The organism is uncultured Streptomyces sp. (assembly GCF_947488945.1).
Lineage (GTDB): Bacteria > Actinomycetota > Actinomycetes > Streptomycetales > Streptomycetaceae > Streptomyces.
This window is the reverse complement of the sequence record NZ_CANLBS010000008.1, coordinates 262,364-286,701: the sequence shown is the minus strand read 5'-3', so window position 1 is coordinate 286,701 and position 24,338 is coordinate 262,364. Positions and strand designations below refer to the sequence as shown.

General features: G+C 74.3%; 18 protein-coding genes. 11 read left to right on the top strand and 7 right to left on the bottom strand.

Annotation, left to right across the window (positions count from 1 at the left end; translation table 11 throughout):
• The first annotated feature begins 42 nt into the window (after positions 1 to 42).
• The 4 genes from Q0994_RS15760 (at position 43) to Q0994_RS15745 (ending at position 3,500) form a co-directional block, all read left to right on the top strand.
• Positions 43 to 687, top strand: a complete 645-nt coding sequence (locus tag Q0994_RS15760) for a hypothetical protein (RefSeq protein ID WP_299534695.1) — start codon at positions 43 to 45, stop codon at positions 685 to 687.
• A gap of 76 nt (positions 688 to 763) precedes the next feature.
• The gene (locus tag Q0994_RS15755; RefSeq protein ID WP_299534692.1) at positions 764 to 1,288 is read left to right on the top strand and encodes a hypothetical protein; all 525 of its coding nucleotides are present in this window, start codon (positions 764 to 766) and stop codon (positions 1,286 to 1,288) included.
• Between the two features lie 48 nt (positions 1,289 to 1,336).
• Positions 1,337 to 2,140, top strand: a complete 804-nt coding sequence (locus Q0994_RS15750) for a hypothetical protein (RefSeq protein WP_299534690.1) — start codon at positions 1,337 to 1,339, stop codon at positions 2,138 to 2,140.
• A gap of 19 nt (positions 2,141 to 2,159) precedes the next feature.
• Positions 2,160 to 3,500: a lytic transglycosylase domain-containing protein gene (locus Q0994_RS15745; RefSeq protein ID WP_299534689.1), complete on the top strand. Its 1,341-nt coding sequence runs from the start codon at positions 2,160 to 2,162 to the stop codon at positions 3,498 to 3,500.
• Between the two features lie 14 nt (positions 3,501 to 3,514).
• Here the strand turns inward: Q0994_RS15745 and Q0994_RS15740 are convergent, their stop codons facing one another.
• Positions 3,515 to 4,576, bottom strand: coding sequence for an ATP-dependent DNA ligase (locus tag Q0994_RS15740; protein WP_299534687.1), 1,062 nt, complete (start codon positions 4,574 to 4,576; stop codon positions 3,515 to 3,517).
• An 89-nt stretch (positions 4,577 to 4,665) separates the two neighbouring features.
• Between Q0994_RS15740 and ligD the strand changes: the two genes are divergently transcribed.
• Both ligD and Q0994_RS15730 read left to right on the top strand, forming a co-directional pair.
• A complete protein-coding gene (ligD, locus tag Q0994_RS15735; RefSeq protein ID WP_299534873.1) occupies positions 4,666 to 5,685 on the top strand; it encodes a non-homologous end-joining DNA ligase in 1,020 nt (339 codons plus the stop codon).
• Complete coding sequence (locus tag Q0994_RS15730) at positions 5,682 to 6,827, top strand: ABC transporter permease (protein ID WP_299534684.1); 1,146 nt, start codon at positions 5,682 to 5,684, stop codon at positions 6,825 to 6,827. Before ligD ends, Q0994_RS15730 begins: the two co-directional genes overlap by 4 nt.
• 25 nt (positions 6,828 to 6,852) lie before the next feature.
• Here the strand turns inward: Q0994_RS15730 and Q0994_RS15725 are convergent, their stop codons facing one another.
• Together Q0994_RS15725 and Q0994_RS15720 are read right to left on the bottom strand one after the other, a co-directional pair.
• Positions 6,853 to 9,015 (bottom strand): OmpL47-type beta-barrel domain-containing protein, encoded by a 2,163-nt coding sequence (locus Q0994_RS15725; RefSeq protein ID WP_299534871.1) that lies wholly within the window; start codon positions 9,013 to 9,015, stop codon positions 6,853 to 6,855.
• A gap of 68 nt (positions 9,016 to 9,083) precedes the next feature.
• On the bottom strand, positions 9,084 to 11,570 hold the full coding sequence (locus Q0994_RS15720) for a ThuA domain-containing protein (RefSeq protein WP_299534682.1): 2,487 nt from the start codon (positions 11,568 to 11,570) through the stop codon (positions 9,084 to 9,086).
• Between the two features lie 235 nt (positions 11,571 to 11,805).
• Between Q0994_RS15720 and Q0994_RS15715 the strand changes: the two genes are divergently transcribed.
• Complete coding sequence (locus Q0994_RS15715) at positions 11,806 to 12,837, top strand: multicopper oxidase domain-containing protein (protein ID WP_299534680.1); 1,032 nt, start codon at positions 11,806 to 11,808, stop codon at positions 12,835 to 12,837.
• 82 nt (positions 12,838 to 12,919) lie between these two features.
• On the opposite strand, the gene Q0994_RS15710 is transcribed toward Q0994_RS15715, so the two are convergent.
• On the bottom strand, positions 12,920 to 15,118 hold the full coding sequence (locus Q0994_RS15710) for a DEAD/DEAH box helicase (protein ID WP_299534677.1): 2,199 nt from the start codon (positions 15,116 to 15,118) through the stop codon (positions 12,920 to 12,922).
• 499 nt (positions 15,119 to 15,617) lie between these two features.
• Between Q0994_RS15710 and Q0994_RS15705 the strand changes: the two genes are divergently transcribed.
• Positions 15,618 to 16,421, top strand: coding sequence for a VOC family protein (locus Q0994_RS15705; protein WP_299534675.1), 804 nt, complete (start codon positions 15,618 to 15,620; stop codon positions 16,419 to 16,421).
• Between the two features lie 113 nt (positions 16,422 to 16,534).
• Positions 16,535 to 16,792, top strand: coding sequence for a WhiB family transcriptional regulator (locus tag Q0994_RS15700; RefSeq protein ID WP_299534669.1), 258 nt, complete (start codon positions 16,535 to 16,537; stop codon positions 16,790 to 16,792).
• A gap of 72 nt (positions 16,793 to 16,864) precedes the next feature.
• Here the strand turns inward: Q0994_RS15700 and Q0994_RS15695 are convergent, their stop codons facing one another.
• A complete protein-coding gene (locus tag Q0994_RS15695) occupies positions 16,865 to 17,776 on the bottom strand; it encodes a chitosanase (RefSeq protein WP_299534869.1) in 912 nt (303 codons plus the stop codon).
• A 73-nt stretch (positions 17,777 to 17,849) separates the two neighbouring features.
• On the opposite strand from Q0994_RS15695, the gene Q0994_RS15690 reads away from it, so the two are divergent.
• Entirely contained in the window at positions 17,850 to 21,251 is a 3,402-nt protein-coding gene (locus Q0994_RS15690; protein ID WP_299534667.1) for a hypothetical protein, read from the top strand.
• Positions 21,252 to 21,618: 367 nt separating this feature from the next.
• On the opposite strand, the gene Q0994_RS15685 is transcribed toward Q0994_RS15690, so the two are convergent.
• Entirely contained in the window at positions 21,619 to 22,590 is a 972-nt protein-coding gene (locus tag Q0994_RS15685; protein WP_299534665.1) for an acyl-ACP desaturase, read from the bottom strand.
• A 260-nt stretch (positions 22,591 to 22,850) separates the two neighbouring features.
• On the bottom strand, positions 22,851 to 23,267 hold the full coding sequence (locus tag Q0994_RS15680; protein ID WP_299534662.1) for an SsgA family sporulation/cell division regulator: 417 nt from the start codon (positions 23,265 to 23,267) through the stop codon (positions 22,851 to 22,853).
• A gap of 392 nt (positions 23,268 to 23,659) precedes the next feature.
• Between Q0994_RS15680 and Q0994_RS15675 the strand changes: the two genes are divergently transcribed.
• Positions 23,660 to 24,322, top strand: coding sequence for an endonuclease V (locus tag Q0994_RS15675; protein WP_299534866.1), 663 nt, complete (start codon positions 23,660 to 23,662; stop codon positions 24,320 to 24,322).
• Positions 24,323 to 24,338 lie beyond the last annotated feature (16 nt).

The window sequence follows — 24,338 nt, the reverse complement described above, 5'->3', positions numbered from 1 at the left end:
GCGGACGAGGGACGTACGGAACGGGGAGGGGGAGCGACCACGGTGAGCATCAGCAGCCCGGCCGGCACCGAGCCCGGCGCACAGGCCGCCCCGCAGGAAACGCCGGAAACGCCGGAGGCACCGGAGGCACCGGAGGCACCGGAGGCCGAGACCGCCGAGGACGCCCCGGACGGCGGTGGCCGCCGCAGGGCCCGTCGGTCGCGGGTCGGGGCGGTCGTCCTGGTCCTCGCGCTGCTGGCCGGCGGCGCCGCCCTGTACGCGCAGGGCCGCGCGCTGCGCGACACCCCCGCCACCGCCAACCTCGCCCTCACCGACGTCGCCGGCACCGCCAAGGTCACCGGTGACGTCAGCAGCGCCCTCGGCCAGGTCTTCTCCTACGACCCGGAGACCACCGCCGACACCAAGGGCGCCGCCCGCCGCCTCCTCGCGGGCGACGCGCTGAAGCAGTACGCGGCCCTCTTCGGCCAGGTGGAGAAGCAGGCCGCCGACCAGCGGCTGACCCTCACCACCCGCGTCGTACGCGCCGGAGTCACCCGGCTCACCGACGACAGCGCCCACCTCCTGGTCTTCCTCGACCAGGTCTACGAACGCGCGGGCAAGGCGGCCACCACGGCGGCCGCCCAGCTCTCCGTCACCGCCGAGAAGCGGGACGGGATCTGGGTGATCGTCGACATCACGTCCCGTTAGCACCGGCAGCACGGCAGCACGGCAGCACGGCAGCACGGCCGCACCGCACCCCGTACGACGGCAGGGAGAGAGACCGATGGCACGCAGGACGAAGAACCCGCTGGTGATGGCCGCCGTCGCCCTGACGCTGCTGGCGGCCCTCGCCGCGGGCTGGGGCGGCTGGTCCTGGTACGGGGCGTCCCACGACGAGTCCGCCTCCTACGCCCTGGCCCGCGACGAGGCGCTGGCCGCCGGCGAACAGGCCGTGCAGAACATGAACACCCTCGACCACCGGAAGCTGGACGAGGGGCTGGACTCGTGGGAGGACTCCACCACCGGCGACCTCCATCAGCAACTGGTCGACGGCCGGGACGAGTTCGAGAAGCAGATCGGCACCGCGAAGACCAGCACCACCGCCACCGTCCTCTCCGGAGCGGTGACCGAGCTCGACGAACGCGCCGGACAGGCAGGCGTGATGGTGGCGTTGCGGATCACCGTGACGGCCCCCGAAGGCGAACCGGCAGTGAAGGAGAGCAGGTTGCTCGGCCGGCTCACCCGCACCGACGCGGGGTGGAAGCTCAGCGCCCTCGGTCAGGCACCGGTCGGCCGAGCCGCCGGCTGACCCGGACCCACCCGCCCCGCAACGCCCCGCCGCAGAGAGGAACCGTCCATGTCGACCACCCGCCACCTGGTCAACCGCAGGCGCCGGCTGGCCACCGCCGCCACCGAGCGCCCCGCCGCCCCACCGCGCGGCACCGGCACGGCCACCGTGGACCCCGATCGCGTACCGGCCCCCGAAGCCGACGCGCCGGCCGACGCGAAGACCCGGACCGGAGCCGGAAAGCCCGGTGCCGGAGAGGCCGGAACCGGTGCCGCGACGCAGGAGGACGCGCGGGAGCAGGCCGGGCAGGAGGAGGCCGAAGGGGAGACGCCCGTACCCCGCGCGCGCCGGCTGCCGCGCCCGCGGGTCACCCTGCCCGTCGTGCTCTGCGCGCTGACCGTCCTGCTCGGCGCTTTCGCCGCCTGGTCGGCCGCCTCCGCCGCCTCCCTGCGCGACGAACCCTCCCGGCAGAACACCGCGCTCACCGACATCGCCCGCACCAGCGAGGTGAAGGGCCAGATCACCCAGGCCGTCGGAGCCGTCTTCTCCTACGACTACGCCTCCACCGCCAAGGCGGACCGCGCCGCCTCGACGTATCTCACCGGCAAGGCGGTCCAGCAGCACCAGGACATGCTCGCCGAGGTACGCGCCCAGGCGCCGAAGCAGAAGCTCGTCCTTACCACCACGGTCACCGAGAGCGCGGTGGAGGTGCTCGACGGGGACCGGGCCAGACTGCTGATCTTCGCCGACCAGAGCAACACCCGTACCGGCGCGAAGGAGGAGACCACGTACGCGGCCGCGATGTTCGCCGTCGACGCGGTGCGCCGGGGAGACACCTGGAAGATCGCCGCCATCGACACCTTCACCCGGTGACACGGGACGGGAGGAACACATGAGGTTCAACGGCACGTTCCGGCGCGGACTCATCGGCTCGGCGACGGCGATGGCCGCCATGGCGGCGCTCACCGCGTCCCAGGCGCCCGACTTCGTCGCCGTCGCCCACGAGGACACCGGCAGCGCGAAGAAGTCCGTCCCCGACGACGTGGTGTGGACCGAGGTCCCCAACGACGACGTCTACCACACCGAACTCCCGCCCCTGGAGTCCCCGGAGCCCCCGGCGTCCCCGAAATCCGGGCCGGCGGCGGGCGAGCGGCGGAGCCCGGCGGTGCGCCAGGTGTGGGCCGAGGCGGGCATCCCGGCCACCGTGCTCGCCGCCTACCGCAAGGCGGAGGCGTCCCTCGCCGCGAGCGACCCCGGCTGCCGGCTGCCCTGGCACCTGCTCGCCGCGATAGGCAAGGTGGAGTCCGGGCACGCGTCCGGAGGCCGGGTCGACGCGGCCGGCACCGCGCTCACCCCGATCCTCGGACCGGCCCTGAACGGCGCGGGCTTCGCCCACATCTCCGACACCGACGGCGGCGCCTGGGACGGCGACCGCACCTACGACCGGGCCGTCGGGCCGATGCAGTTCATCCCGTCGACCTGGGCGCACTGGGGCCGCGACGGGAACGGCGACGGCCGCGCCGACCCGAACAACGTCTTCGACGCGACCCTCGCCGCCGGCCACTACCTCTGCGCGGGCTCCCGGAACCTCTCGGTCTCCGCGGACCTGGACCGGGCGATCCTCAGCTACAACCACTCGGACGTCTACCTGGCGACCGTACGGTCCTGGCTGGAGTTCTACCGCAAGGGCGTGCACCCGGTCACCGACGGCAAGGGCGTCGTGCCCCGGAGCCCCGGCGCCGGCGGTCCCGCCGAGCCGAAGGCCCCGGTCGGCGGACCCGGCAGCCCGTCCGGCGGCGGCGGTGGCATCGTCATCGGCCCGCAGCCCACCCGCCCGCCGTCCGCCTCCCCGTCGCCCTCCGCCCCCGGCACCCCGGAGCCGAGCACGGACCCGGGCACGGACCCGGGCACGGACCCGGGCACCACCCCCGACCCCTCGGAGAGCCCGAGCACCACCCCGACCCCCGACCCCACCGACACGGGCACGCCCACCCCCGGCCCCACCGACACCCCGACCCCCGACCCGACCGACACCGCCACGCCCGACCCCACCGCGACCCCCGACCCCACCTGCCCGGCGAGCCCCGAACCCACCGGCGCCACCGCCCCCGGCGAGGAGCCCGCCCCCGGCACGCCCGACTGCGCCGGCCCGACCGGGGCGCCCACCGCCGCACCGTCGCAGACCACCGACGGTCCGGCCCCCGCCGACACCGCCGCCCCGTCGGCGGGCTGAGGCGGCCGGGTCCGTCAGCCGCCGGACAGCACCTCGGACAGGTCGTATCCGACCACCTCCTCGAGCTGCGCGTAGGTGCAGGTCGAGGGGGTGCGGTCGGGGCGCCACCGGCGGAACTGGGTGGTGTGCCGGAACCGGTCGCCCTCCATGTGGTCGTACGCCACCTCGCAGACCCGCTCCGTCCGCAGCGGCACCCACGACAGGTCCTTCTTGCCGGACCACCGGCTGGGAGCGCCGGGCAGCCGGGCCCCCTCGTGTGCGGTGGCGTCCGCCCACGCCGCCCACGGGTGGTCCTCGGGGGCGGTCCGCAGCGGCGCCAGCTCCTCGACCAGTTCCGCGCGCCTCTTCATCGGGAACGCCGCGCACACCCCGACGTGCTGGAGCACGCCCGCGTCGTCGTACAGCCCCAGCAGCAGCGAGCCGACCACCGGTCCGCTCTTGTGCGGCCGGTACCCGGCGACCACGCAGTCCGCGGTCCGCTCGTGCTTGATCTTGTACATGGCGCGGGCGTCCGGCCGGTACGGCAGGTCCAGCGGCTTGGCCACGATCCCGTCGAGACCCGCCCCCTCGTACCGCTCGAACCACTGCCCGGCCAGCGCCCGGTCCGTGGTGGCGGGAGCCAGGTGCACCGGCGGCTCCACCCCCGCCAGCGCCTCCTCCAGCCGGGCCCGCCGCTCGGCCTGGCGCACCGCCAGCAGCGACTCGTCGCCGAGGGCCAGCAGGTCGAAGGCCACCAGTGACGCCGGCGTCCGCTCCGCCAGGGTCCGCACCCGGGACGCGGCGGGGTGGATGCGCTCGCTCAGCCGGTCGAAGTCGAGCCGTCCGCCGTGCGCCACCACGATCTCCCCGTCCACCACGCAGCGCTCCGGCAGCCGCTCCCGGAACGCCTCGACCAGCTCGGGGAAGTACCGGGTCAGCGGCTTGCCGGTCCGGCTGCCGATGACCACCTCGTCGCCGTCCCGGTGCACGATCGCCCGGAAGCCGTCCCACTTCGCCTCGTAGCTCATCCCCGGCGGGATGGCGGAGACCGACGTGGCGAGCATCGGCTTCACGGGGGGCATCACGGGCAGATCCATGCGGCCGATTCTGCGGCCCCGCCCCGTCCGCGTCATCCGATATGCGGCATTGGTGCACCCCGCCTACGGTGGCCGACATGGGTGCTGCGGTGGAACTGGACGTGGAGGGGCGGGCGGTCCGGCTGTCCAACCCCGACAAGGTGTACTTCCCCGAGAAGGGTTACACCAAGAGGGACGTGGCCGAGTACTTCCGGGCCGTCGGCGACGGCATCACGCGGGCGCTGCGCGACCGCCCCACCACCCTCCAGCGGTTCGTGGACGGCGTGGACGGCGAGTTCTTCTACCAGAAGCGCGCCCCGAAGAACCTCCCCGACTGGATTCCCACCGCCACGATCGCCTTCCCCAGCGGCCGGTCCGCCGACGAGATCTGCCCCCAGGGCCCCGCCGCGGTGCTGTGGGCCGCCAACCTCGGCACCCTCACCTTCCACCCCTGGCCGGTCCGCCGTCCCGACACCGAGCACCCCGACGAACTGCGCATCGACCTCGACCCGCAGCCCGGAACCGACTACGCGGACGCGGTGGCCGCCGCCCACCAACTGCGCACCGTCCTCGACGAACACGGGCTGCGCGGCTGGCCGAAGACCTCCGGCGGGCGCGGCATCCACGTCTTCGTCCCGCTGGTGCCCGAGTGGACCTTCACCGAGGTCCGCCGCTCCGTCATCGCGGCCGGCCGGGAGCTGGAGCGGCGCATGCCGGACCGGGTGACCACCGCCTGGTGGAAGGAGGAGCGCGGCAGCCGCATCTTCGTCGACTACAACCAGACGGCCCGCGACCGCACCATCGCCTCCGCCTACTCGGTCCGCCCCTTCCCGCACGCCCCGGTCTCCGCCCCGCTGCGCTGGGAGGAGATCGACGACGCGGTGCCGCGCGACTTCGACATCCGCACGATGCCGGCGCGGTACGCGGAACGGGGCGACGTGCACGCCGACATGGACGAGCACGCCTTCCGCCTCGACTCGCTGCTCGAACTCGCCGACCGCGACGAGCGGGACCGCGCGCTCCAGGACATGCCCTATCCGCCGGAGTACCCGAAGATGCCCGGCGAACCGAAGCGGGTCCAGCCCAGCAGGGCCCGGCACGACGAGAAGCGGGACGGCGACGGATCATGAGCGACGACGGCGGCGCACGCGAGGACCCCCGGCCCGACGGCACGGCACCCGACGGCGCGGCATCCGACGGCGCGGCCCGTACCGGCGCCGCCCACGGCTCGCACGCCAGGCCCCGGACGGGACGCGACCGGTGGGAGGAGTTCAAGAAGTCGCCGTTCCTGCCCGCCACCGTCCTCGTCTTCATCCTCGCCGCGGCGGCCGGGATGTTCGCCGGTTCGTACACCTACACCATGGCCAACCCGACCCCGCGCCACGTGCCGGCCGCGCTGATCGGCGAGGCCCAGTCGCCGCGCGGCGCCGCGTTCGTGGCCGGCATGGAGAAGGCGCTCGACGCCTCCCTGGTGCTGCACACGTACGACACCGAGGCCGGCGCCCGCGGCGCCATGGCGGACCAGCGGGTCTTCACCGCGATCCGGGCCGGGAACGACCGCACCACCGTCCTCGTGGCCGGCGCCGCCGGGGCGTCCGTCGCCCAGCTCATCGAGGAGTCCGCCGCGGCCGTGGGCAAGCAGCTCGGGATGGCGGTCACGGTGACCGACATCAATCCGCTGCAGGAGGGCGACCCCCGGGGGCTCGCGCTCTTCTACATCTCGCTCGCCGCCGTCATCATCGGCTTCGTCGGCGCGATCCAGCTCAGCGTGCACGCCCGCGCCCTGAACCCGCTGGAGCGGATCGCGTACACCGCCGCCTACGCGCTGCTCGGCGGATTCGTCATCGCGGCGGTGGTGGACTGGCTGCTCGGCGCGCTCCACCTGCCCTCGTTCACCCAGTCCTGGATGATCCTCGCCTTCACCATGTTCACCTCCGGCATGGTCTTCACCATGTTCAACACCCTGATGGGCCGCTGGGCGATGCTCCCCACCTGGGGCGTGATGGTCCTGCTCGGCAACCCGTCCTCCGGCGGTGCGGTCTCCTGGCCGCTGCTGCCGTCGGTGCTCGGCCACATCGGGCGGTGGCTGCCGCCGGGCGCGTCGGTCAACGCGCAGCACACCGCCGTCTACTACCAGGGCCACCAGTTCGTCTTCCCGTACCTGGTGATGGCGGGCTGGGCGCTGGTGTCCTGCGCGGTCTTCTGGATCTGGCGCCACCGGCACCCGGGAGGCCGCGCCCGCGTGCCGGAGCACGCGGCCGCGGCCGGTTAGGACGGATCCCGGCGGCGCCCGCCGGTCACAGCTCCTGGATCCGGATGTCGCGGTACGAGATCACGTCCGTGGTGCTGTGGACCTGAAGGCCGATGTACCCGGCGGCGTACCGCCGGCCGTCGGTCCCCGGGTCGCCCGCGCGCGGCGGCTCGAAGAGCTGACCGCCGTTGTTCTCGAACTCGTTGATCAGCACCCCGTTGCGGAAGACCGAGTAGTGCTGGCCGACCACCCGGATCTCGTAGTCGTTCCAGGTGCCCTTGGGCGTGACGCCCGCGCCGCCGAGGCCGACGCGGTCGAAGCCGTAGAGCGAACCGGTCTTGTACATGTCGCCGTCCGGCCGGTCGTTGATCTGGATCTCGTGGCCGTAGTCGATGGCGACCCACTCAGGACGCGGCTCCTCCGGGTTGTCGTGGACGCCCGGGAAGCGGACGAAGACCCCGCCGTTGGCGTTCCCGGCGCCGGGGGCGTCGTCGCGCCACTGGAGCTTGAGCGAGAAGTCGCCGTACTGGCGGGCCGGGAACCACAGCATCCCCATGCCGTCGACCGTCGTGGAGCTGGTGATCGCCCCGTCCTCGGCGAGTGCGAACCGGCCGCCGCCCACCTGCTCCCACCGGGCGAACGACTCCTCGGTGCCGTCGAACAGCTTGGTGTAGCCGTCCACCTGGCCCGGAGTGCCGATGCCGGACTGCCTGGCGGCCCGGTAGATCTTCTTCCGCTCGCGGGTGTCGATCACACCGTCCGTGAGCAGCGTGTCGAGGACCGCGTCCACGTGCTTGAGGAAGAGCGCGTGCGAGGCCCAGTCCTTCTCGTCCTCGATCAGCTCGTTGACCGTGCACCGGTTGCCGGTGATCCGGTTGGGCACACCGGTGTCGACGGTCCCGACGAAGACGGTCAGCCGGACGTCGTACTCCGCGCAGTTCGGGGCCGGGACGCCGCCGCTGCGGGCCACGGTGAACGACACCAGGACCGCCTCGGAGGTGTTGCCGGCCCGGTCCGTCGCCCGGTGCGCCAGCGTGTGACGGCCGACCCGGTCGACGATCACGGTGCCTTCGTAGGCGAGGTACGGACCGCCGTCGAGCGAGTACTCCACCTTCGCCACGCCCGAGTCGTCGTCGGTCGCGGTGAGCGTGACCCTGGCGCTGGTGAGGTAGGCGCCGTCGGAGTTCTTGTCGCCCGCCACCTTCGCCGTGGTCACCGGGGCCGTGGTGTCCTCCTCGACGGGCTCGACGACGGTGAAGTCGACGGACTTCCCGGCCGCCGCGTTGCCGGCCTTGTCGGTGGCCCGGTAGCGGACGGTGTGCCCGCCCGGTTCGTGGACCATGACCGGCGCGGTGTACGGCTGCCAGGGGCCGTCGGCGCCCAGCGCGTACTCGATGGTGTTGACGCCCGAACCGGTGTCGGACGCGGTCACGGTGACCGTCGCCGTCCCGAGGTACCCGCCCGAGGCGTCCTGCTCGCCCGAGACCGTGGCGGAGGTCTCCGGCGCGGTGGTGTCGTCGGTCGGCGGCGCGGCGACGGTGAAGTCGACGGATTTCTCGGCCGCCGTGTTGCCGGCCTTGTCGGTGGCCCGGTAGCGGACGGTGTGCCCGCCGACCTCACTCACCACGACCGGGGCGCCGTACGGCTGCCAGGCGCCGTCCGCGCCGAGCGCGTACTCGACGGTGCCGACGCCGGAGCCGGCGTCCGTCGCCGTCACGGTCACCGTCGCCTGGCCGACGTACGCGCCGTCGGCGTTCTTGTCGCCGTCCACCGCCGCCGAGGTCTCCGGCGCGGCGGTGTCCTCGCCGCCGCCGTCCTCGGTGACGGTGAGGACGCCCGTCATCTGCCCGTGGCCGGGGATCGTGCAGTGGTAGGCGTACGTGCCCGGGGACAGCACCACCTCGACACTGTGCCTGCCGCCCTCGCTGTCCGAGGGGTTGGCCAGGATGTTCACCGCGACGTCGCTGTTGTGCCCGGGGTCGGAGACGCTGAACGTCAGGGTGTGCGGCATCCCCGTGGTGTTGCCGGTCGCCGCGCTGTTCTCGAAGACGAGGGTGGCCGGTCCGGCCACCGCCGTGGTGGGGGCCGACAGGTAGTGGTCGATGGGATCGCCGGCCGTCCAGGTCAGCACCTGGTCGGCCGCCGCCCGCGCCCGGTCGCCGGCGCGCCCCCAGGCCGAGCCGGCGGTCGCCGTCAGCCCGACGACCATCAGGAGCGAACCGAGCAGGGCGAGCCACAGGTGCGGCGGCGACTGCCTTCGTACGAGGACGGGTTGTCTCACTGGGACGCCGCCTTCCTGGCGAGGTCGGCGGCGGCCGGGGTCGGACCGCCGCCCTTGTACGTCACGCGCCACAGCGCGGACGCGGAGTCGGAGGTGAAGAAGCCGCGCCCGTAGTCGAGGACGTACAGCGAACCGTCCGGCGCGAACTTCCAGTCCATGAGGTTGCGGATGCCGCCGGCGCCGACCGGGATGATCTCCTTCAACGACTCGGCGTGGGTGGGCAGTCCGCCCGTGCCGACGGTCTTCGGGTCGGTCAGCACCGCGTGCCGCGGCTGGTCGCCGTCGTAGAAGTCGCCGACGAACCACTTGCCGTCCCAGTACTCCGGCCACTTCTGCGCGCTCGGGTTCGCCGCGTCGTAGCGGTAGACCGGGCCGTTCATGGTGGCCTGGCCGCCGCCCTTGAGCCACGGCAGGCGCAGGGTCTGTTCGGCCTGGACGTAGCTCGGCACGCCGTTGGCGTCGCGCGGGTAGTCGACGCCGCCGCCCTGCGGGGAGTACCAGATGGTGTTGGAGGTGACCGGCGGCAGGTTGACCAGGCCGTCGTTGTTGGGCGACTCGTTCTTCGGGTGGTCGCAGTCGTACCAGCCGAGCGGCTTGGCCGGATCGGGCAGATTGCGGTCCCGGTAGGGCTGCTTGTTGCCCATGCAGTACGGCCAGCCGTGGTTGCCGGCCCGGGTGATCGCGGCGAACGTGTCGTACTTGGCGGGCCCCCAGGTGGTGCTGGGCTCACCGGCGTCCGGTCCGACCCAGCCCGCGTAGAGGGTGTCGGTGGCCGGATCGACCGCGATCCGGGCCGGGTTGCGCACGCCCATCACGTAGATCTCGCCGCGCGTCTTGCCGCCGCCCTCGTCCGGCTCGTCGCCGGTGAAGAGGTTGCCCGCCGGCAGGGTGTACGTGCCGTCGTCCTCCGGGTGGATGCGCAGGATCTTGCCGTTGAGGTTGTTGGTGTTGCCCGCGGTGCGGCGGGCGTCCGCGAAGGACAGCCCCTTGTAGGCGGGCTGCGGGTTGTTGCCGGAGTAACCGTCGCTGAAACCGGAGGAGTTGTTGTCCCCGGTGGCGATGTACAGGTTGCCCCGGGAGTCCCAGGCCATCCCGCCGCCGGCGTGGCAGCAGCTGTGGATCTGGACCGGCCAGCTCAGCAGCACCTTCTCCGACGCGGTGTCCAGCCTGTTGGTGGCGAGGTCCAGGGTGAAGCGGGAGACCTGGCGGATCGCGGTCCGCCGGTCCCGGTCGATCTTCGCGTGCGGGGTGTAGTGCAGGTACACCCAGCCGTTCCGCTCGAACTCCGGGTCCAGCTCGATGCCGAGCAGCCCCTCCTCGACCTTGACCAGTTCCTCGCCGCCGCCCTTGTTGCCGAAGACGGAGAGCGCGCCGGCGAGGGTGACCTCCTTGGTCGCGGGGTCGTAGACGTGGATCTGGCCCACGCCCTTGCCGACGTCCGGATCGGCCCAGTCGGTGACCACGGGGGCGCTGCCGTCGGCGCCGCCCCGGCCGATGTAGAGCACCCGCCCGTCCGGGGCGGCGACCAGGCCGTGCGGCTCACCGATCTGGTCGTTCCGGCCCGGCTGGTTGGGCCGGGTCACCCGTTCCGCCGTGTAGTTCGAGGTGATGGTCGCCGAGCAGTCGGCCCGGGAGAGCCGGGTCGTCCAGGCGAGGGCGCCCCGCAGGTGGTCGCGGAAGTCGGTCTCCGCGTACGAGTCGGCGGTGCCGCCCATGGCGGTGTAGAACGAACGGCCGCCGTCGTAGTCCCGGCACCAGGAGACCGGGTGGTCCCAGCCGTTGGCGTTCGCCCCCGGCCGGTAGGTGAGTTCGCGCACCCGCGCCACGGTGTGCACGTCGCCGGACGGATTGGTCTTCCAGTTCAGCCACTTGTCGGGCCGCTTCCACTCCAGCGGCAGGTTCCTGGTGGCCGGATGCACGCGGTCGCCGACCTCGACGGTAGCCCGCTGGACGGCGGTCGGGCCGTTCGCTGCGGGCCGGGCGCCGACGAGCCCGGTGAACCAGTCGGAGTACGGCTCGGTGCGCGCCGCGTCGTGGATGCCGAGGAATCCGCCGCCCGCCTCCATGTACGCCTCCAGCCCGGCCTCCTGCTCCGGGTCGAGCACGTCGCCGCCTCCGGTCAGGAAGACCACGGCGTTGAAGGTGCCGAGCCGTTTCTGGGTGAAGACCGCCGGGTCGTCGGTGGCGACGGTCCTGAACCGGCCGGCCTCCGGGCCGCTGAGTCCGATCTTCTCGATCGCGGCGATACCGGCGTTCACCGTGGGGGGTTCCTCGCCGGCCGATCCGTGGAAGACCAGCACCTTCACCTCGGCGCCGCCCGGCGGTGAGGGTAGGGACAACGTTGTCGGAGCGCCGGAGGGGCCGGGGGAGGACTGGGCGCTCGCGGTGTTCCCCGCGAGCAGCGAGGCGGCGAGCGCGCCGCTCGCCACGATCGCCGCGAGACCGCGCCGGGATCTGGACCGTTCATGTGGTGTGTGCTGCATGGGGGTCACCCACCTCTGTGTGGTCACTGCAACAGCGCCCGAAGCTAGACCTCTTTCGACGGCACGCCAAGGTCTATGACAGGAACAGAACAAACTTTGTCCTGAGTGTGGATAAACGGGTCGCCCTTGGTTACCGTGTGGGCCGTCCGGGTGGCCACGCGCGCCCCGTCCGCCCCGGCGGAACCGGCGGCGACGCCACCAGTCATCCTCTTGTCCGCGACCTCGGGAGCCCGACATGGATCGAAGGACGTTCAACCGGCGCATGCTCATCGGCGGAGCCACGGCGGCCACCGCCGGGGTCACCTCGCTGTCGCTCGGCGCCGTGGAAGCCGGCTCGGCGGAGAACCCGCTGCCCACGGCCCCCGCCGGCGGCACGGTCCGCCACCTCACCCTTTACGCCGAGAAGCTGGCGAACGATCAGATCGGCTACGGCTTCGAGAAGGGCAAGGCCACGGTCCCCGGCCCGCTCATCGAACTCACCGAGGGCGACACGCTCCACATCGAGTTCGAGAACACGACGGACGTCGACGTCAGCCTCCACGTCCACGGCGTCGACTACGACGTGGCCAACGACGGCACCCGCCTCAACAGGAGTCACGTCGAGCCCGGCGGCACCCGCACCTACACCTGGCGCACCCACGCGCCCGGCCGCCGCAAGGACGGCAGTTGGCGGCCGGGCAGCGCGGGCTACTGGCACTACCACGACCACGTCGTCGGCACCGACCACGGCACCGGCGGCATCCGCAAGGGCCTCTACGGCCCGCTGGTGGTCCGTCGCGAGGGCGACATCCTCCCGGACAAGACGATCACGATCGTCTTCAACGACATGACCATCAACAACAAGGCCGCCAAGGACAGCCCGAACTTCGAGGCCACGGTGGGCGACCGGGTCGAGGTCGTCATGATCACGCACGGCGAGTACTACCACACGTTCCACATCCACGGTCACCGCTGGGCGGACAACCGCACCGGCCTGCTCACCGGCCCCGACGATCCCAGCCGCGTCATCGACACCAAGATCTGCGGCCCCGCCGACTCCTTCGGCTTCCAGGTGGTCGCCGGCGAACACGTGGGCGCGGGGGCGTGGATGTACCACTGCCACGTCCAGAGCCACTCGGACATGGGCATGGCCGGTCTCTTCCTGGTGGCCAAACCGGACGGCACCGTACCGGGCTACGAACCCCACCACCCGGCGGCGGACACGATGGGCACCGCGAAGGGCGGCGCGGACGCGAAGGCCGGGGCGGGGGCGGGACACGCGCACTGAGCGCGGGGGCGATCACGTGGGGCTTTCCCCGCAGCGGCTTCGGCTTCCGCCCGGCTCGTGGACGCGCCGCGGCGCCGCGCTCTCACTCCAGCGGTGCGGGTGCTCCGCCCGTCAGGCGGAGCTGCTCCTCCTCCACGATGCGGCGGGCCAGGGCGGCGTCGGAGACGTCGAGCGCCTCCGGGGACGCCTCGGCGACCTCGCTGCGGCGGGCGTAGGCGTCGAAGAGGCGTTCCTTGCGGGCGAGGAGGGCCAGCATCCGTTCGTCGACGCTGTCGGCGGTCAGCAGCCGGTGGACCTGGACCGTCCGTATCTGCCCCATCCGGTGCGCGCGGGCCACCGCCTGGTGTTCCAGGGTGGGCTTGATCTGCGGCTCGCACAGGACGACCACGGAGGCGGCCTGCATGTTGAGGCCGGTGCCGCCCGCCTGGATCTGGCTCAGCAGCACCGCGTGGCCCCGGGCGGCGGCGAACTCGTCGACCATCAGCTGGCGGCGCGCGGCCGACACGTCCCCGGCCAGCGGTCCCGCCACGTCCTCGCCGAGCGCCTTGCGGACGGTGGCCAGCACGTCGCGGAAGTACGAGAACACCACGACCTTGTGGCCGTTGGCGGCGGCCTCGGCGACGAGTTCGCGCAGCCGGGCCAGATTGGCGGACACCTCGGGCCTCGCGTACGCGGCGCGGCGCATCCGCATGAAGTGGCCGCCGGCGACCGCCTCGCCGTATGCCTCCCGGTCGCCCTCGCTGAACTCCACCCACTCGTCCACCCGTACCAGCGGCGGGAGTTCGCTCAGTACGTCCTCCTGGTTGCGCCGCAGGTAGACGGGCGACACCGCGCGGCGGAAGGCCGCGGAACCGGCCGCCGCGCGCGTGACGTCGAGCGACGGCGCCAGGTCCGGGCGCAGCAGGGCGACCAGGCTGCGGAACTCCGCCACCCGGTTCTCCATCGGCGTCCCGGTCAGCAGCAGGACGTGGTCCGCCCGCTCCGCCCAGCCGGCCACCGCCCGGGACCTGCGGGCCGCCGGGTTCTTCACGAAGTGCGCCTCGTCCACGACCAGCATCCCGGGCCGCTCCGGTACCTCCGCCGCCTCCGGAAGACCGGTCAGCGCGTCGAACGTGGTCAGCGCGACCCCGCCCGACCCGCGCCACTCGGCGAACGCCTCCCGGCGGTCCGGTCCGTGCACCGGGACGACGCTCAGCGTGGAACGGGAGCGGATCTCACGCGTCCAGTTGATCAGTACGCTCGCCGGGCAGACCACCAGGAAGTGGGTCCCGCCGCGCGCCGCGAGGTGGGCGAGCGCGGCGACGGCCTGCACGGTCTTGCCGAGCCCCATCTCGTCCCCGAGCACCACCCGCCGCTGGGCGAGGGCGAACCGGGCCCCGAAGGACTGGTAGCCGCGCAGCGACACCCGCAGCAGGGAGTCGTCCAGCCGGAGCCCCCGCACCCGGTCGGCGACGGAGGCGGGCAGGAACCCCTCGGCGGCGTCCCGGTCCGGGCCGGTGCCGGAGAGGTCCGCCAGCAGCACGTAGTACTCGGTGGAGCGCAGCTCGAAGTCGACCCAGGCCGCGGCCGGTGTCCCGGGCGCCCGGAGCAGGTCGACGGACGCCTGCGCGAACGCCCCGGCCAACCCGCGCTCCTCGGCCGCCGTCAGGGCGGTCCGTACGGCGGCCACCGCCCCGTTCGCCCGTGCGCGGGCCTCCCGGCCCAGGAACAGGGCGGGCAGTCGCCGCCGCAGCGGGGCCGCGTCCGCGAGCGGACCCTCCAGCGCGGTGACCAGGCCCAGCGCCGCGTCCCGTGCGCGGACCGCCTCCGGCCCCGCCGCGACCAACCGGTGCAGGGCCACGACGAGCGCCGTGAACGCGGCGTCGGGGGGCTCCGGCCCGTCGACGGTGAGCCGCACCGAGACGGTGTCGCGCACCGCGTGGGCGATCCGCCCGGCCGCCGCCAGCGCCTGGTCGGCGGTCTGCGCGCCGACACCGGGCAGCGCGCGCAGCGCGTACCGGCCGGTGGCGTGCACCTGGCCGACGGTGGTCAGCCCGCCCTGTTCGACGGCCGTCACCCGGAGCCTGCCCTCGGTGACGTCCTTGAGGCGGCCGACCGGGATCGTCGCCAGTTCCTCGGCGACCAGTGCGTCGAGCATCGGATCGAGGACGGCGCGCACGGCGTCCACGGCCCGCCGGTGGTCGGCCCGGACCGCCCGTGCCGCCGCCAGCAGTTGGTCCGCCCGGTCGAGCGCCGACCGCGCGGCACGCGTTCCGCCGTCACCGGCCGCGGCCCGCCCCATGGGATCTCCTCCTCGCTGTCCCGCCGTCCTGTGCCGCACGCCTGCACGGCCGCGCGCCCGGAGGTGCCCGGCGCGCGGTACCTCCGCGCGCCGTCCGGGTGCGGTCCGCGGCCGGCCCCCGGGGGCGCGTTCCGTGCGGCGTCCATGCTCCCACGCGGGGCGCGGCAGGACGCCCGGTCTCCGCGGAGGCGCCGGTGCCCGGCGGCCCGCCGGCACGTTCCGGCCCGGCGGGGGCGCCGGCTTCCGGGACGACCGGCTCGCGGTCCGTGCGGCGGACGCGGAGGAGACGGCCTCCTTCGCCGGAGCCACCCGGCCGCCCCACGGATGTGGGGACGCATCGGCGGCGGCGCGCACGCCCGGCGGTGGTCGCACGGCCGTGCCGGGGCCGCGCGGCCTGCGGCCGTCGGCGGGCGGTGCGAGACTCGACGGGAGGCACTTTTCCGCCAGTACGACGAGTCTCGCGGGGCGCCGTGGGCCTGCCCCGCCGAAGGAGCGCGCCATGCTCGACCCGACTTTCGTTCCGGGCGCACCGAACTGGATCGACCTCGGCACCCCCGACCTCGACGGGGCCACCGCCTTCTACCGGGAGGTCTTCGGCTGGGACCTGGTGCCCGGCGGACCGGAGACCGGCGGCTACGGGATGTACACGCTGGACGGCAGAACGGTGGCCGGGGTCATGACCGTCACCGAGGAACAGGCCGGGCCGTCCTGGTCGGTCTACTTCCAGACACCCGACGTGGACGCCACGGCCAAGGCGGTCTCCTCGGCGGGCGGCAACGTGCCCTTCCCGCCGATGGACGTGCTGGACTACGGCCGCATGGGCGGCTTCACCGACCCGGCCGGCACCTACTTCGGCACCTGGCAGCCCGGCACCAACACCGGTCTCGGCGTGACCCAGCTCCCCGGCTCGTTCATCTGGTGCGAGCTGTACGTCCCCGACACGGGCGCGGCGAAGACGTTCTACCAGGCGGTCTTCGGCTGGGAGACCGAGGACTCGGCCTTCCCCGGCGGCAGTTACACGATGGTCCGTCCGGCGGGGACCGCGGCCGACGGCGACGACGCCTACTTCGGCGGGCTGGTCGGCCTCGACGAGGTCAAGAGCGAGGCGGCCGCCGGGCCGCACTGGCTGCCGTACTTCCACGCGGACGACGTCGACAGGGTCCTCGGCGACGCGGTCCGGCTCGGCGGGACCGTGACGCTCGGCCCGATGGAGGTCGACGAGGTCGGCACCATGGCCAACGTCACCGACCCGTACGGGGCGTCCTTCGCCGTGATCAAGCCGGCGCCCATGGGAGAGGGCTGATCCGGTCCGGTTCCGCGGCGGCGGCGCGCGGACGCGGACGGTCCGCGCCGTCCGGCGGGTCGCGTTGACGGCGCGTTGAGTGGACGTTTATCACCGGGCGGCAGGCTGCTCGCATGCTGATGAACACCCCGGCGCCCGAAGGCGCCCTCGCCTGGCAGGAGTCGGCGCTGTGCGCGCAGGCCGGCCCCGAGTTCTTCTTTCCCGCCCCCGGCAGTTCGACCCGCGAGGCCAAGCAGCTCTGCTTCGCCTGCGACGAGCGGCTCGCCTGCCTGGACTACGCCCTCGCCAACGACGAACGCTTCGGCGTGTGGGGCGGGTTGTCGGAGAAGGAGCGGGAACGCCTGCGCAGAGTCGGTGGCCGGGACGCCTGAGCGCCGCCCCGATCCGCGCCCCCTGTCCGGGGCACGGGATCCTCGGCCCCGTCGCGTGTCCCGCGCGTCGGCTCAGGACGCGATGCTGAACGTCTCCCCGTAGACCCGCCACGTCAACGGCGGCTCCAGGTCCAGGTTTCCGTCCTCCAGGAAGACCCGCTGCGCGGTGTCGATCCGGGAGGTGTCGCGCTCGACCTTGCGGGCGAGGATGGCGGCCCGGTCCGCGTCGAGGAAGGCGTCCAGGAACGCCGTCTCGTCGCCGCCCTCGGCCGGGGTGTCCGCCTCGGCGAGCGCGGCGTCCCGGATGCCGTAGAAACTCCGGGCGCCGGTCCCCGCGCCGTGCAGCACCATCGCGTCGTAGTAGACGTACTGGCCGAGGGTGCCGAGTCCGTCGAGCTTGGCGAGGCGCACCGCGGGCTCGAAGTAGAGGCGGTCGCGGGTCTCGTCCTGCGCGGTGCGGAAGGTCGCGTCCTCGGCGGCCCGCCGCCAGGCCGAGGTGAATCCGGGATCGAGCCCCTCGTGGGAGCCGCTGCCGTCCACGGCGCGCAGCGCCGGCAGGTAGGGGGCGAGCGGATTGTCCGGGTGGTCGGCGGTGTACGCCTCGACGAGTTGCAGCATGTCGTTGGTGCCCGAGCAGAAGCCGACGATCCCGGCGGTGTAGCCGTTGCCGTCGCCGGTGTCCTCGATGGCGCCGTACCGGCTGCGCCAGTCCAGCGTGGAGCTGTCCGCGCTCGACACCAGCCGGGCCGCGCGCTCCTTCGCCGCCGGATCGGCCAGCCCGGCGGGCAGCGAGGCGATCTGCTCGTCCTCCGCCTGCCGGTCGGCCCCGTCCGCGCCGTCGTCCTCCGCGGCCGTCTCCGTCTCCGTACCCGCCTCCGAGGCCGAACCCGGGACCAGGGCCGGCTTTTCGGACTCCTCGCCGATGCCGAACAGCACGGAGACGGCGATGGCCACCGGGGCGCCGAAGAGGACGAGACGTGTCACAGGCTTCACCCGGCACAGCCTACGATCCGTAAATCTCTGGGGTGCGCCCGGCCCGCACGGCACAATCGCTGCCATGACCGACGACCGGCCCCTCGTCCTCACCTGCGCCCTGCTCGACGACCTCGACCCGCTGCCGTATCCGGAGCGGACACGCCTTCTGGCCTCCCGGGCCCGGCGGTTCGCCGAGGACGGGGTGCTGCAGGGCGTGCTGGAGGAGCTGGAGGACGGCGAGCCGTACGAACGGGGGCTCGCGGTCGTCGCGGCGGCGGTGGCGCGCGACCGGGACTGGATCGCCGCCCGCCTCGCCGACCCCGACCCCTACGTCCGCGGGCAGGCACTGCGGCACGCCGACAGCCTCGGAGTGCCGGACTCCGCTTACGAACAGGCGCTGGTGGACGCCCCCGCCGCCGTCCGCGCCCACGTGCTGCGCGCCGTCGTCGGCGGCCGCCGGACCGGCCTCGCCGACCGGCTGATCGAGCCGCTGCGCGCGACCTGGGGAGACGTGGAGGCGGCCCGGCTGCTGCCCGGCTGCTCCCCGGAGACCGTACGCCGCCTGCTGCCCGGCCTGTTCGCCTCCGCCGCGTGCTGGTCCTCGCTCGGCCGGCGCCACCCCGGTCCCTATCTCGACGAGGCCGAACGCCAGTTGGCCGCCCTGCCCGGCAGCCGCCACGACCAGTGGTGGCAGGGACACGGCCACGACCGCGGGGTCGCGGCCGCCGCCCCGTACCTCCCGCACCGGGTGCTCGACCTGTTGGAACGCCACCGTCCGAGCCGGCTGCCCGGCGCGCTGCTCTCCCGGCTCGGCCCGCTCGTCACCGCCGATCCCGGCCGCTTCCTCGGGCTGTTCCTCGGCCCGGACCGCCTGCCGTTCCCCCGGCACGGCATCCTCGGCGCCGGCCTGTCGCGCCGCCTCGCCCGGACGGCTCCGGCCGACCGCCTCACCGCGCTCGGCCACGCCGTACGGGACGACTCTGCCACCCTCGCGGGCCTGCTCCGGGCCCTGCCGCCCGCGCGCCGCGCCGCGTTCCACGCCGAGGTGACCGGCGACGCCGGGCGGACCCGTCCCGAGCACGTCGACACCGCGCTCCTCGACGCCCTGCCCCGGTCCGCCGTCGCCGCCGTGGCCCGGACCGCGGCCGACCGCGCCCGGTCCGCCGGCGCGCCGGAGAACACCGTGCTGCTCGCCGAGTCCTACCTGCCGCCCGACGAGGTGGCCGAACGGCTGCGCGCCGCCACCCGCAGGCCCGCTGCCGACGACCGCGCGCTGGGCTGGCAGGCGCTCGTCGGCAACGCCGCCCGCTCCGGACGCGCCGACGCGGTCGCCTCGGTGCTGGACGCCCTGCTCGCCCTGCGCAACGAGCAGGACCCGGTCCGCTCCGCCGCCCTGCGTGCCCTGCGCGCCACCCCGCCCGGCCTCTTCACGGACGCCTGCGCACCGTTGCTGGACCGGATCGCCACCGACGCCGTGGAGGCCCGCGACTCCTCCGCCGCGACCCGCTCCGCGCTGGAGGCGCTGGCCGTCGCGGTCCTGCGCGCCCACGCCGTCACGGGCCGGCGCGAGCTGGTGAGCTGGTCGCTGAGGGTGCTGGTGCGGATCTCCGGCTCCGTCGGGCGGGTGGGGCTCGGCCGACTCGACCGCACCCTGCGCCGGGGACAGGAACACCAGGTGTTCGAGGCGCTGCGGACCTGGATGGAGGCGGGGGCCGAGAAATCCGACTACGGACTCGCCCTGTCCCTCGCCCGTTCCGTGGGCCGCCGCGCGTCGGCCATGCCCGAACTCCAGGAACTCCTCCACCAGGCGGTGCACTACGGCGACGCGGCGCACGCCCGGCCCGCGGTCGAACTCTGGCTGGAGCCGCGCGCGCACCGTGACGAGCGGGTCGCTCTGGTGCTGGACCGGGACCGGTCGGCCGCCGCGCTGCCCGCCGTGTGGCACGTCCTCGCCACCCGCCGCACCGACCTGCTGGACGGCTTCCTCGGCAGGCCGCTGCCGCTGGGCCGGTTCGTGACCCGCCCCGGCGAACGCACTCCGGCCCCGGGCCACGACGCCGTGCGCTGGCTGCCCCGCCAGCACCGGGCGGCGCTCGACGGGCTGGCGGACGCGGCGGCCGACGAACGGCTGCCGACGCACGCCCGCGTCGCGGCGGTCGCCGGTCTCGCGGCGCTGCCGGGCATCGGGGCGGGGGCCCTGCGGCGCTGGAGCCGGGCGACCGGCACCGAGCTCGCGGAGGCTGCGCTCGCCGCGCTGGCCCGGACGGACCGCCCGGCCGACGTCCTGCCGGATCTGCTGGCGCACACCGGCGACGACCGCGCCCGGGTGGCGGTGTACGCGTTCTCCCGCGCCTCCCGCCACGTACCGCCGTCGAAGCTGGCGACCGTGCTGGCGGAACGGCTGGCACCCGGCACCGGCAAGGTGACCAGCCGCAAGGAGATGGTGCGGCTCGCGGCCGTCCGGCTGCCCGCCGCGCGGGCCGCCGCCCTGCTCGCCGGGGCCTACACCGCCGAGGGCCAGCACCGGGACGTGCGCGCCGCCTGCGTGGCGTTCGCCGTGGAACTGCCGGGAGAGGAACGCGCCTGGGAGATCCTCGCCGACGCCGCCGCCGGTGAACCCGTGCTGCGGGCGGCCGTCCTGCGCGCCCACCCGGTGCAGCTCGCGGAGGTCCACCGGCCCCGGTTCGCCCGGCTGGTGCGGGAGGTCGGAGCCACCGACGACCCGGAGACCGCCCGCGAGGCGTTCCCCGCGCTCGCCCAGTGGGCGCCGTGGGACCCGGAGGGCGTCGAGGTGCTGGTGGCCGCCGTCACCGACCTGGACCGGCGCGGTACGTGGCGGCAGGCGGCCGGCGCCCTCGCCTCCGCCGCGTTCACCGGACCGGCCGCCGCCGGGGCGCTGCACCGTACGCTCCGCACCCTCGCCGCCACCGACACCGCGGACGACGCCGGAGCGGAGCGGGACCGGCCCGCCCGGCAGCGGTTCGCGGCCCTGGCCGCGCTGCTGCACCGTCACTTCGCGGTGCGCGGCGGCCGGGGCGGGGCGCCGGACCGGCAGGTGGTGACCGGGGCGGCGGAAGTGGCCGCCGGGTACCGGGACCTCGTCCCGCACGCCGTCGCGCTGCTGCTGGCCGCGGTGGACCTGGACGGCGACCCCGACGACACGCACGCGGAGCTGGTCCGGCTGGCGGCGCTGCACGAGCGCCGGCCGGCGCTCGCCGGGGCCACCGCGGGCGGGCTGGGCCGGCGGGTCGACGCGGCGCACCGGGCCGGCGGGGCCGCGCCCGGACCGCTGCTCACGGTCGCGGCCCGGCTCACCGCCGACGGTTCGGTGGTTCAGGGCCTGTTCGGCGCCGCGCTGACCGTGGCCTGCGGCCGGCGGGCGGGCTGGCCGGGGGAGTGGCGCACCCAGCTCAGGATGGTGCGTCACCACGCCGAACCGGACGTGCGGGACGCGGGTCACGCGGTGGCCACGGCAACGGAGTGACACCGGACCCGGTCGCGTGCGAGGCCACGGCGACGGAGTGACACCGACCCCGGTCGCGTGCGAGGCGACGGCGACGGGGTGACACCGGCCCCGGTCGCGTGCGAGGGCGACGGCGACGGCGACGGAGTGACACCGAACCCGGTCGCGTGCGAGGGCGACGGGCCGATACCGGCCCCGGTCGCGTGCGAGAACCGTCGCTTCGGAGTGACACCGGCCCGGAGCGCGTGCACGAGAACCGGCGCGGCGTGGGCGAGGGCCGGCCTCGCCGTGTCCGCGGGACCACCGCGGCGAGGACCGGGGGCCGGACACGCCGCCGCCCGCCGGTGGACCGGCGGGCGGCGGCGTTCGTCCGGGGGCGGTGCGGGGGTCAGCGGCCCCGGGCGGCCATGCGGACGCGCCGCGCGGCCAGCTTCTCGTCGAACTTCGACGCCTCGCCGTCCAGACCGCCCATGAACAGGCCCAGTTCCTCCTGCGCCTTCAGCCCCTCCGGGCCCAGCCCGTCGATGTCGAGGACCTTGAGGTAGCGCAGCACCGGCTGGATCACGTCGTCGTGGTGGATGCGCAGGTTGTAGATCTCGCCGATCGCCATCTGCGCGGCGGCCCGCTCGAAGCCGGGCATGCCGTGGCCGGGCATCCGGAAGTTGACCACCACGTCCCGCACCGCCTGCATCGTGAGGTCGGGGGCGAGCTCGAAGGCAGCGCCCAGCAGGTTGCGGTAGAAGACCATGTGCAGGTTCTCGTCGGTCGCGATCCGCGCCAGCATCCGGTCGCAGACCGGGTCGCCCGACTGGTGGCCGGTGTTGCGGTGCGACACCCGGGTGGCCAGCTCCTGGAACGCGACGTACGCCACGGAGTGCAGCATCGAGTGGCGGTTGTCGGACTCGAACCCCTCCGCCATGTGCGCCATCCGGAACTGCTCCAGCTTGTCCGGGTCGACGGCGCGCGAGGTGAGCAGGTAGTCGCGCATCACGATGCCGTGGCGGCCCTCCTCGGCGGTCCAGCGGTGCACCCAGGTGCCCCACGCGCCGTCGCGGCCGAACAGGCTGGCGATCTCGTGGTGGTAACTGGGCAGGTTGTCCTCGGTGAGGAGGTTGACGACCAGCGCGATCTTGCCGATGTCGGTCACCTTGGACTGGTCGGGCGCCCACGCCTCGCCGTCCTCGAAGATCCCGGTGAAGTTCCGGCCGTCGGAGAAGGGCACGTACTCGTGCGGCATCCAGTCCTTGGCGACCTTGAGATGCCGGTTGAGTTCCTTCTCCACCACCTCTTCCAGCGCATAGAGCAACTGGGCGTCGGTCCATGCTTGCGAACGGCCGAGGCTGGGGGAGGTGATCGTCACGGGTGCTCCTGGGGACGGGAGAATTACCTACGGATACGTAGGTTACGTGTCCGTAGGTTAAGCGAGGGTAAGCCCTCCGCCAACCCGCCTTCCCCTCTCCGGCGGCCTCACCCGTCTCGGCGGACGGTCACGGCCCGGCGGGACGGCCCCGGCGCGCGCGGGAGCGCGCCGCGGGGCGGTGGGCGGGGGCACGGGGCGCACATCGTACGGGAGCGGGCACGGCGTGCGCCGCCGGGAGCGGGGCGGGCGGGCCCCGCGGGTCAGCAGGCTCCGCCCAGCAGTTCGGTGAGGCTGCGGTCCAGGTCGAGGAACCGGTGCTCCTCGCCCTCCGGCACCAGGTTCTGGGCGCGCCCGAGGAAGTGCCGCAGTTCCGAGGTGCGGACGTGGACCATGGCCACGCCCTCGTGCGCGTGGAACTCCAGCACGGTCCGGTCGAAGCCGAACGGCCGCACCCGTACGTCCCCGAGACCGGCCGGCCCGTCCAGGCCCCGGGCGAGCAGTTCCCGGGAGAACTCCCAGGCCACCTCGGTGCCTTCGAGCGTGGCACGGGCCGGGAACGCGATCCGGACGGCGAAGGGATCGCCGCGGTCGTAACTCAGGGTGGCGGGAAGGGTTTCCATCCGCGGAGCGGATGCGACCATGCGGGCCTGCACGGACTGCTCGATGACACTGGACAAGACCTGGCTCCCTCTCACGGCTGGATGAACGGCTCCCGGCACTGGAGTAGACGCCGGAACCCCGCGATCCGTGCACTGACCGAAGGCGTGAGCTGCGTCACCGGACGGAGCCCCCCTCTCCGCCTCGTCTGCCCAGGAACCGGCGGCGCACCCCGGTCGGCGTGCGCGACGACCGGCGGGAGGCAGGGCCGCACCCCGGTTCACCTGCGCGGTCCTCCGCCGGGGCGGTGATCCGCCGCCGCCGGCCCGCGTGCCGGGGGCCCGGCGGGCGGCGCGGGCCCGCGGCGGGAGTCCGCCACCCGCCACCGCCGCCCCGGCGTGTCGCGGCCGACGGACGGCGGCCGTCCGGTCCCGGCCGTCGCCTAGACTGACCCGCCGTGCCGACCTTCCCGCTGCCCGCCGACGCCGAGGAGGCGCGGGCCGTCCAGGACCGGTTGCGCTCCCGGGTGGTCGTGGCGGATTCCGGCCCGCAGCCCGGTACCGGCCGGGCGACCGGCGTGGACGTGGCCTACGACGACGCGCGCGACCTCGTGGTGGCGGCGGCCGTCGTGCTCGACGCCGCCACCCTCGACGTGGTGGAGGAGGCCACGGCGACCGGCCGGGTCACCTTCCCGTACGTCCCCGGTCTGCTGGCCTTCCGCGAACTGCCCACCGTGCTCGCCGCGCTGGAGTCGCTCACCGTCGACCCGGGGCTGGTGGTGTGCGACGGCTACGGCCTGGCCCACCCGCGCCGCTTCGGTCTCGCGAGCCATCTCGGGGTGCTCACCGGTCTGCCCGCCATCGGCGTGGCGAAGAACCCGTTCACCTTCTCCTACGAGCAGCCGGGGCCCCGGCGCGGCGACGGCGCCCCGCTGCTCGACGGGGCGGAGGAGGTCGGGCGCGCGCTGCGCACCAGGGACGGCACCAAGCCCGTCTTCGTCTCCGTCGGCCACCGGGTCACGCTCGACACCGCCTGCGCGCACACGCTGGGCCTGGCCCGCGGGTTCCGGCAGCCGGAGACCACCCGCAGGGCCGACGCGCTGTGCCGACGGGCCCTGCGGGAAGCGAGGGGCTGACGGCGCCCGGTCCGCA

Excerpts from the sequence above, each read along its gene's own strand:
- Q0994_RS15755 (WP_299534692.1), top strand. The coding sequence starts at position 764 with ATGGCACGCAGGACGAAGAACCCGCTGGTGATGGCCGCCGTCGCCCTG.
- Q0994_RS15750 (WP_299534690.1), top strand. The coding sequence starts at position 1,337 with ATGTCGACCACCCGCCACCTGGTCAACCGCAGGCGCCGGCTGGCCACC.
- Q0994_RS15745 (WP_299534689.1), top strand. The coding sequence starts at position 2,160 with ATGAGGTTCAACGGCACGTTCCGGCGCGGACTCATCGGCTCGGCGACG.
- Q0994_RS15740 (WP_299534687.1), bottom strand. The coding sequence starts at position 4,576 with ATGGATCTGCCCGTGATGCCCCCCGTGAAGCCGATGCTCGCCACGTCG.
- Q0994_RS15730 (WP_299534684.1), top strand. The coding sequence starts at position 5,682 with ATGAGCGACGACGGCGGCGCACGCGAGGACCCCCGGCCCGACGGCACG.
- Q0994_RS15725 (WP_299534871.1), bottom strand. The coding sequence starts at position 9,015 with ATGGTCGTCGGGCTGACGGCGACCGCCGGCTCGGCCTGGGGGCGCGCC.
- Q0994_RS15720 (WP_299534682.1), bottom strand. The coding sequence starts at position 11,570 with ATGCAGCACACACCACATGAACGGTCCAGATCCCGGCGCGGTCTCGCG.
- Q0994_RS15715 (WP_299534680.1), top strand. The coding sequence starts at position 11,806 with ATGGATCGAAGGACGTTCAACCGGCGCATGCTCATCGGCGGAGCCACG.
- Q0994_RS15710 (WP_299534677.1), bottom strand. The coding sequence starts at position 15,118 with ATGGGGCGGGCCGCGGCCGGTGACGGCGGAACGCGTGCCGCGCGGTCG.
- Q0994_RS15705 (WP_299534675.1), top strand. The coding sequence starts at position 15,618 with ATGCTCGACCCGACTTTCGTTCCGGGCGCACCGAACTGGATCGACCTC.
- Q0994_RS15700 (WP_299534669.1), top strand. The coding sequence starts at position 16,535 with ATGCTGATGAACACCCCGGCGCCCGAAGGCGCCCTCGCCTGGCAGGAG.
- Q0994_RS15690 (WP_299534667.1), top strand. The coding sequence starts at position 17,850 with ATGACCGACGACCGGCCCCTCGTCCTCACCTGCGCCCTGCTCGACGAC.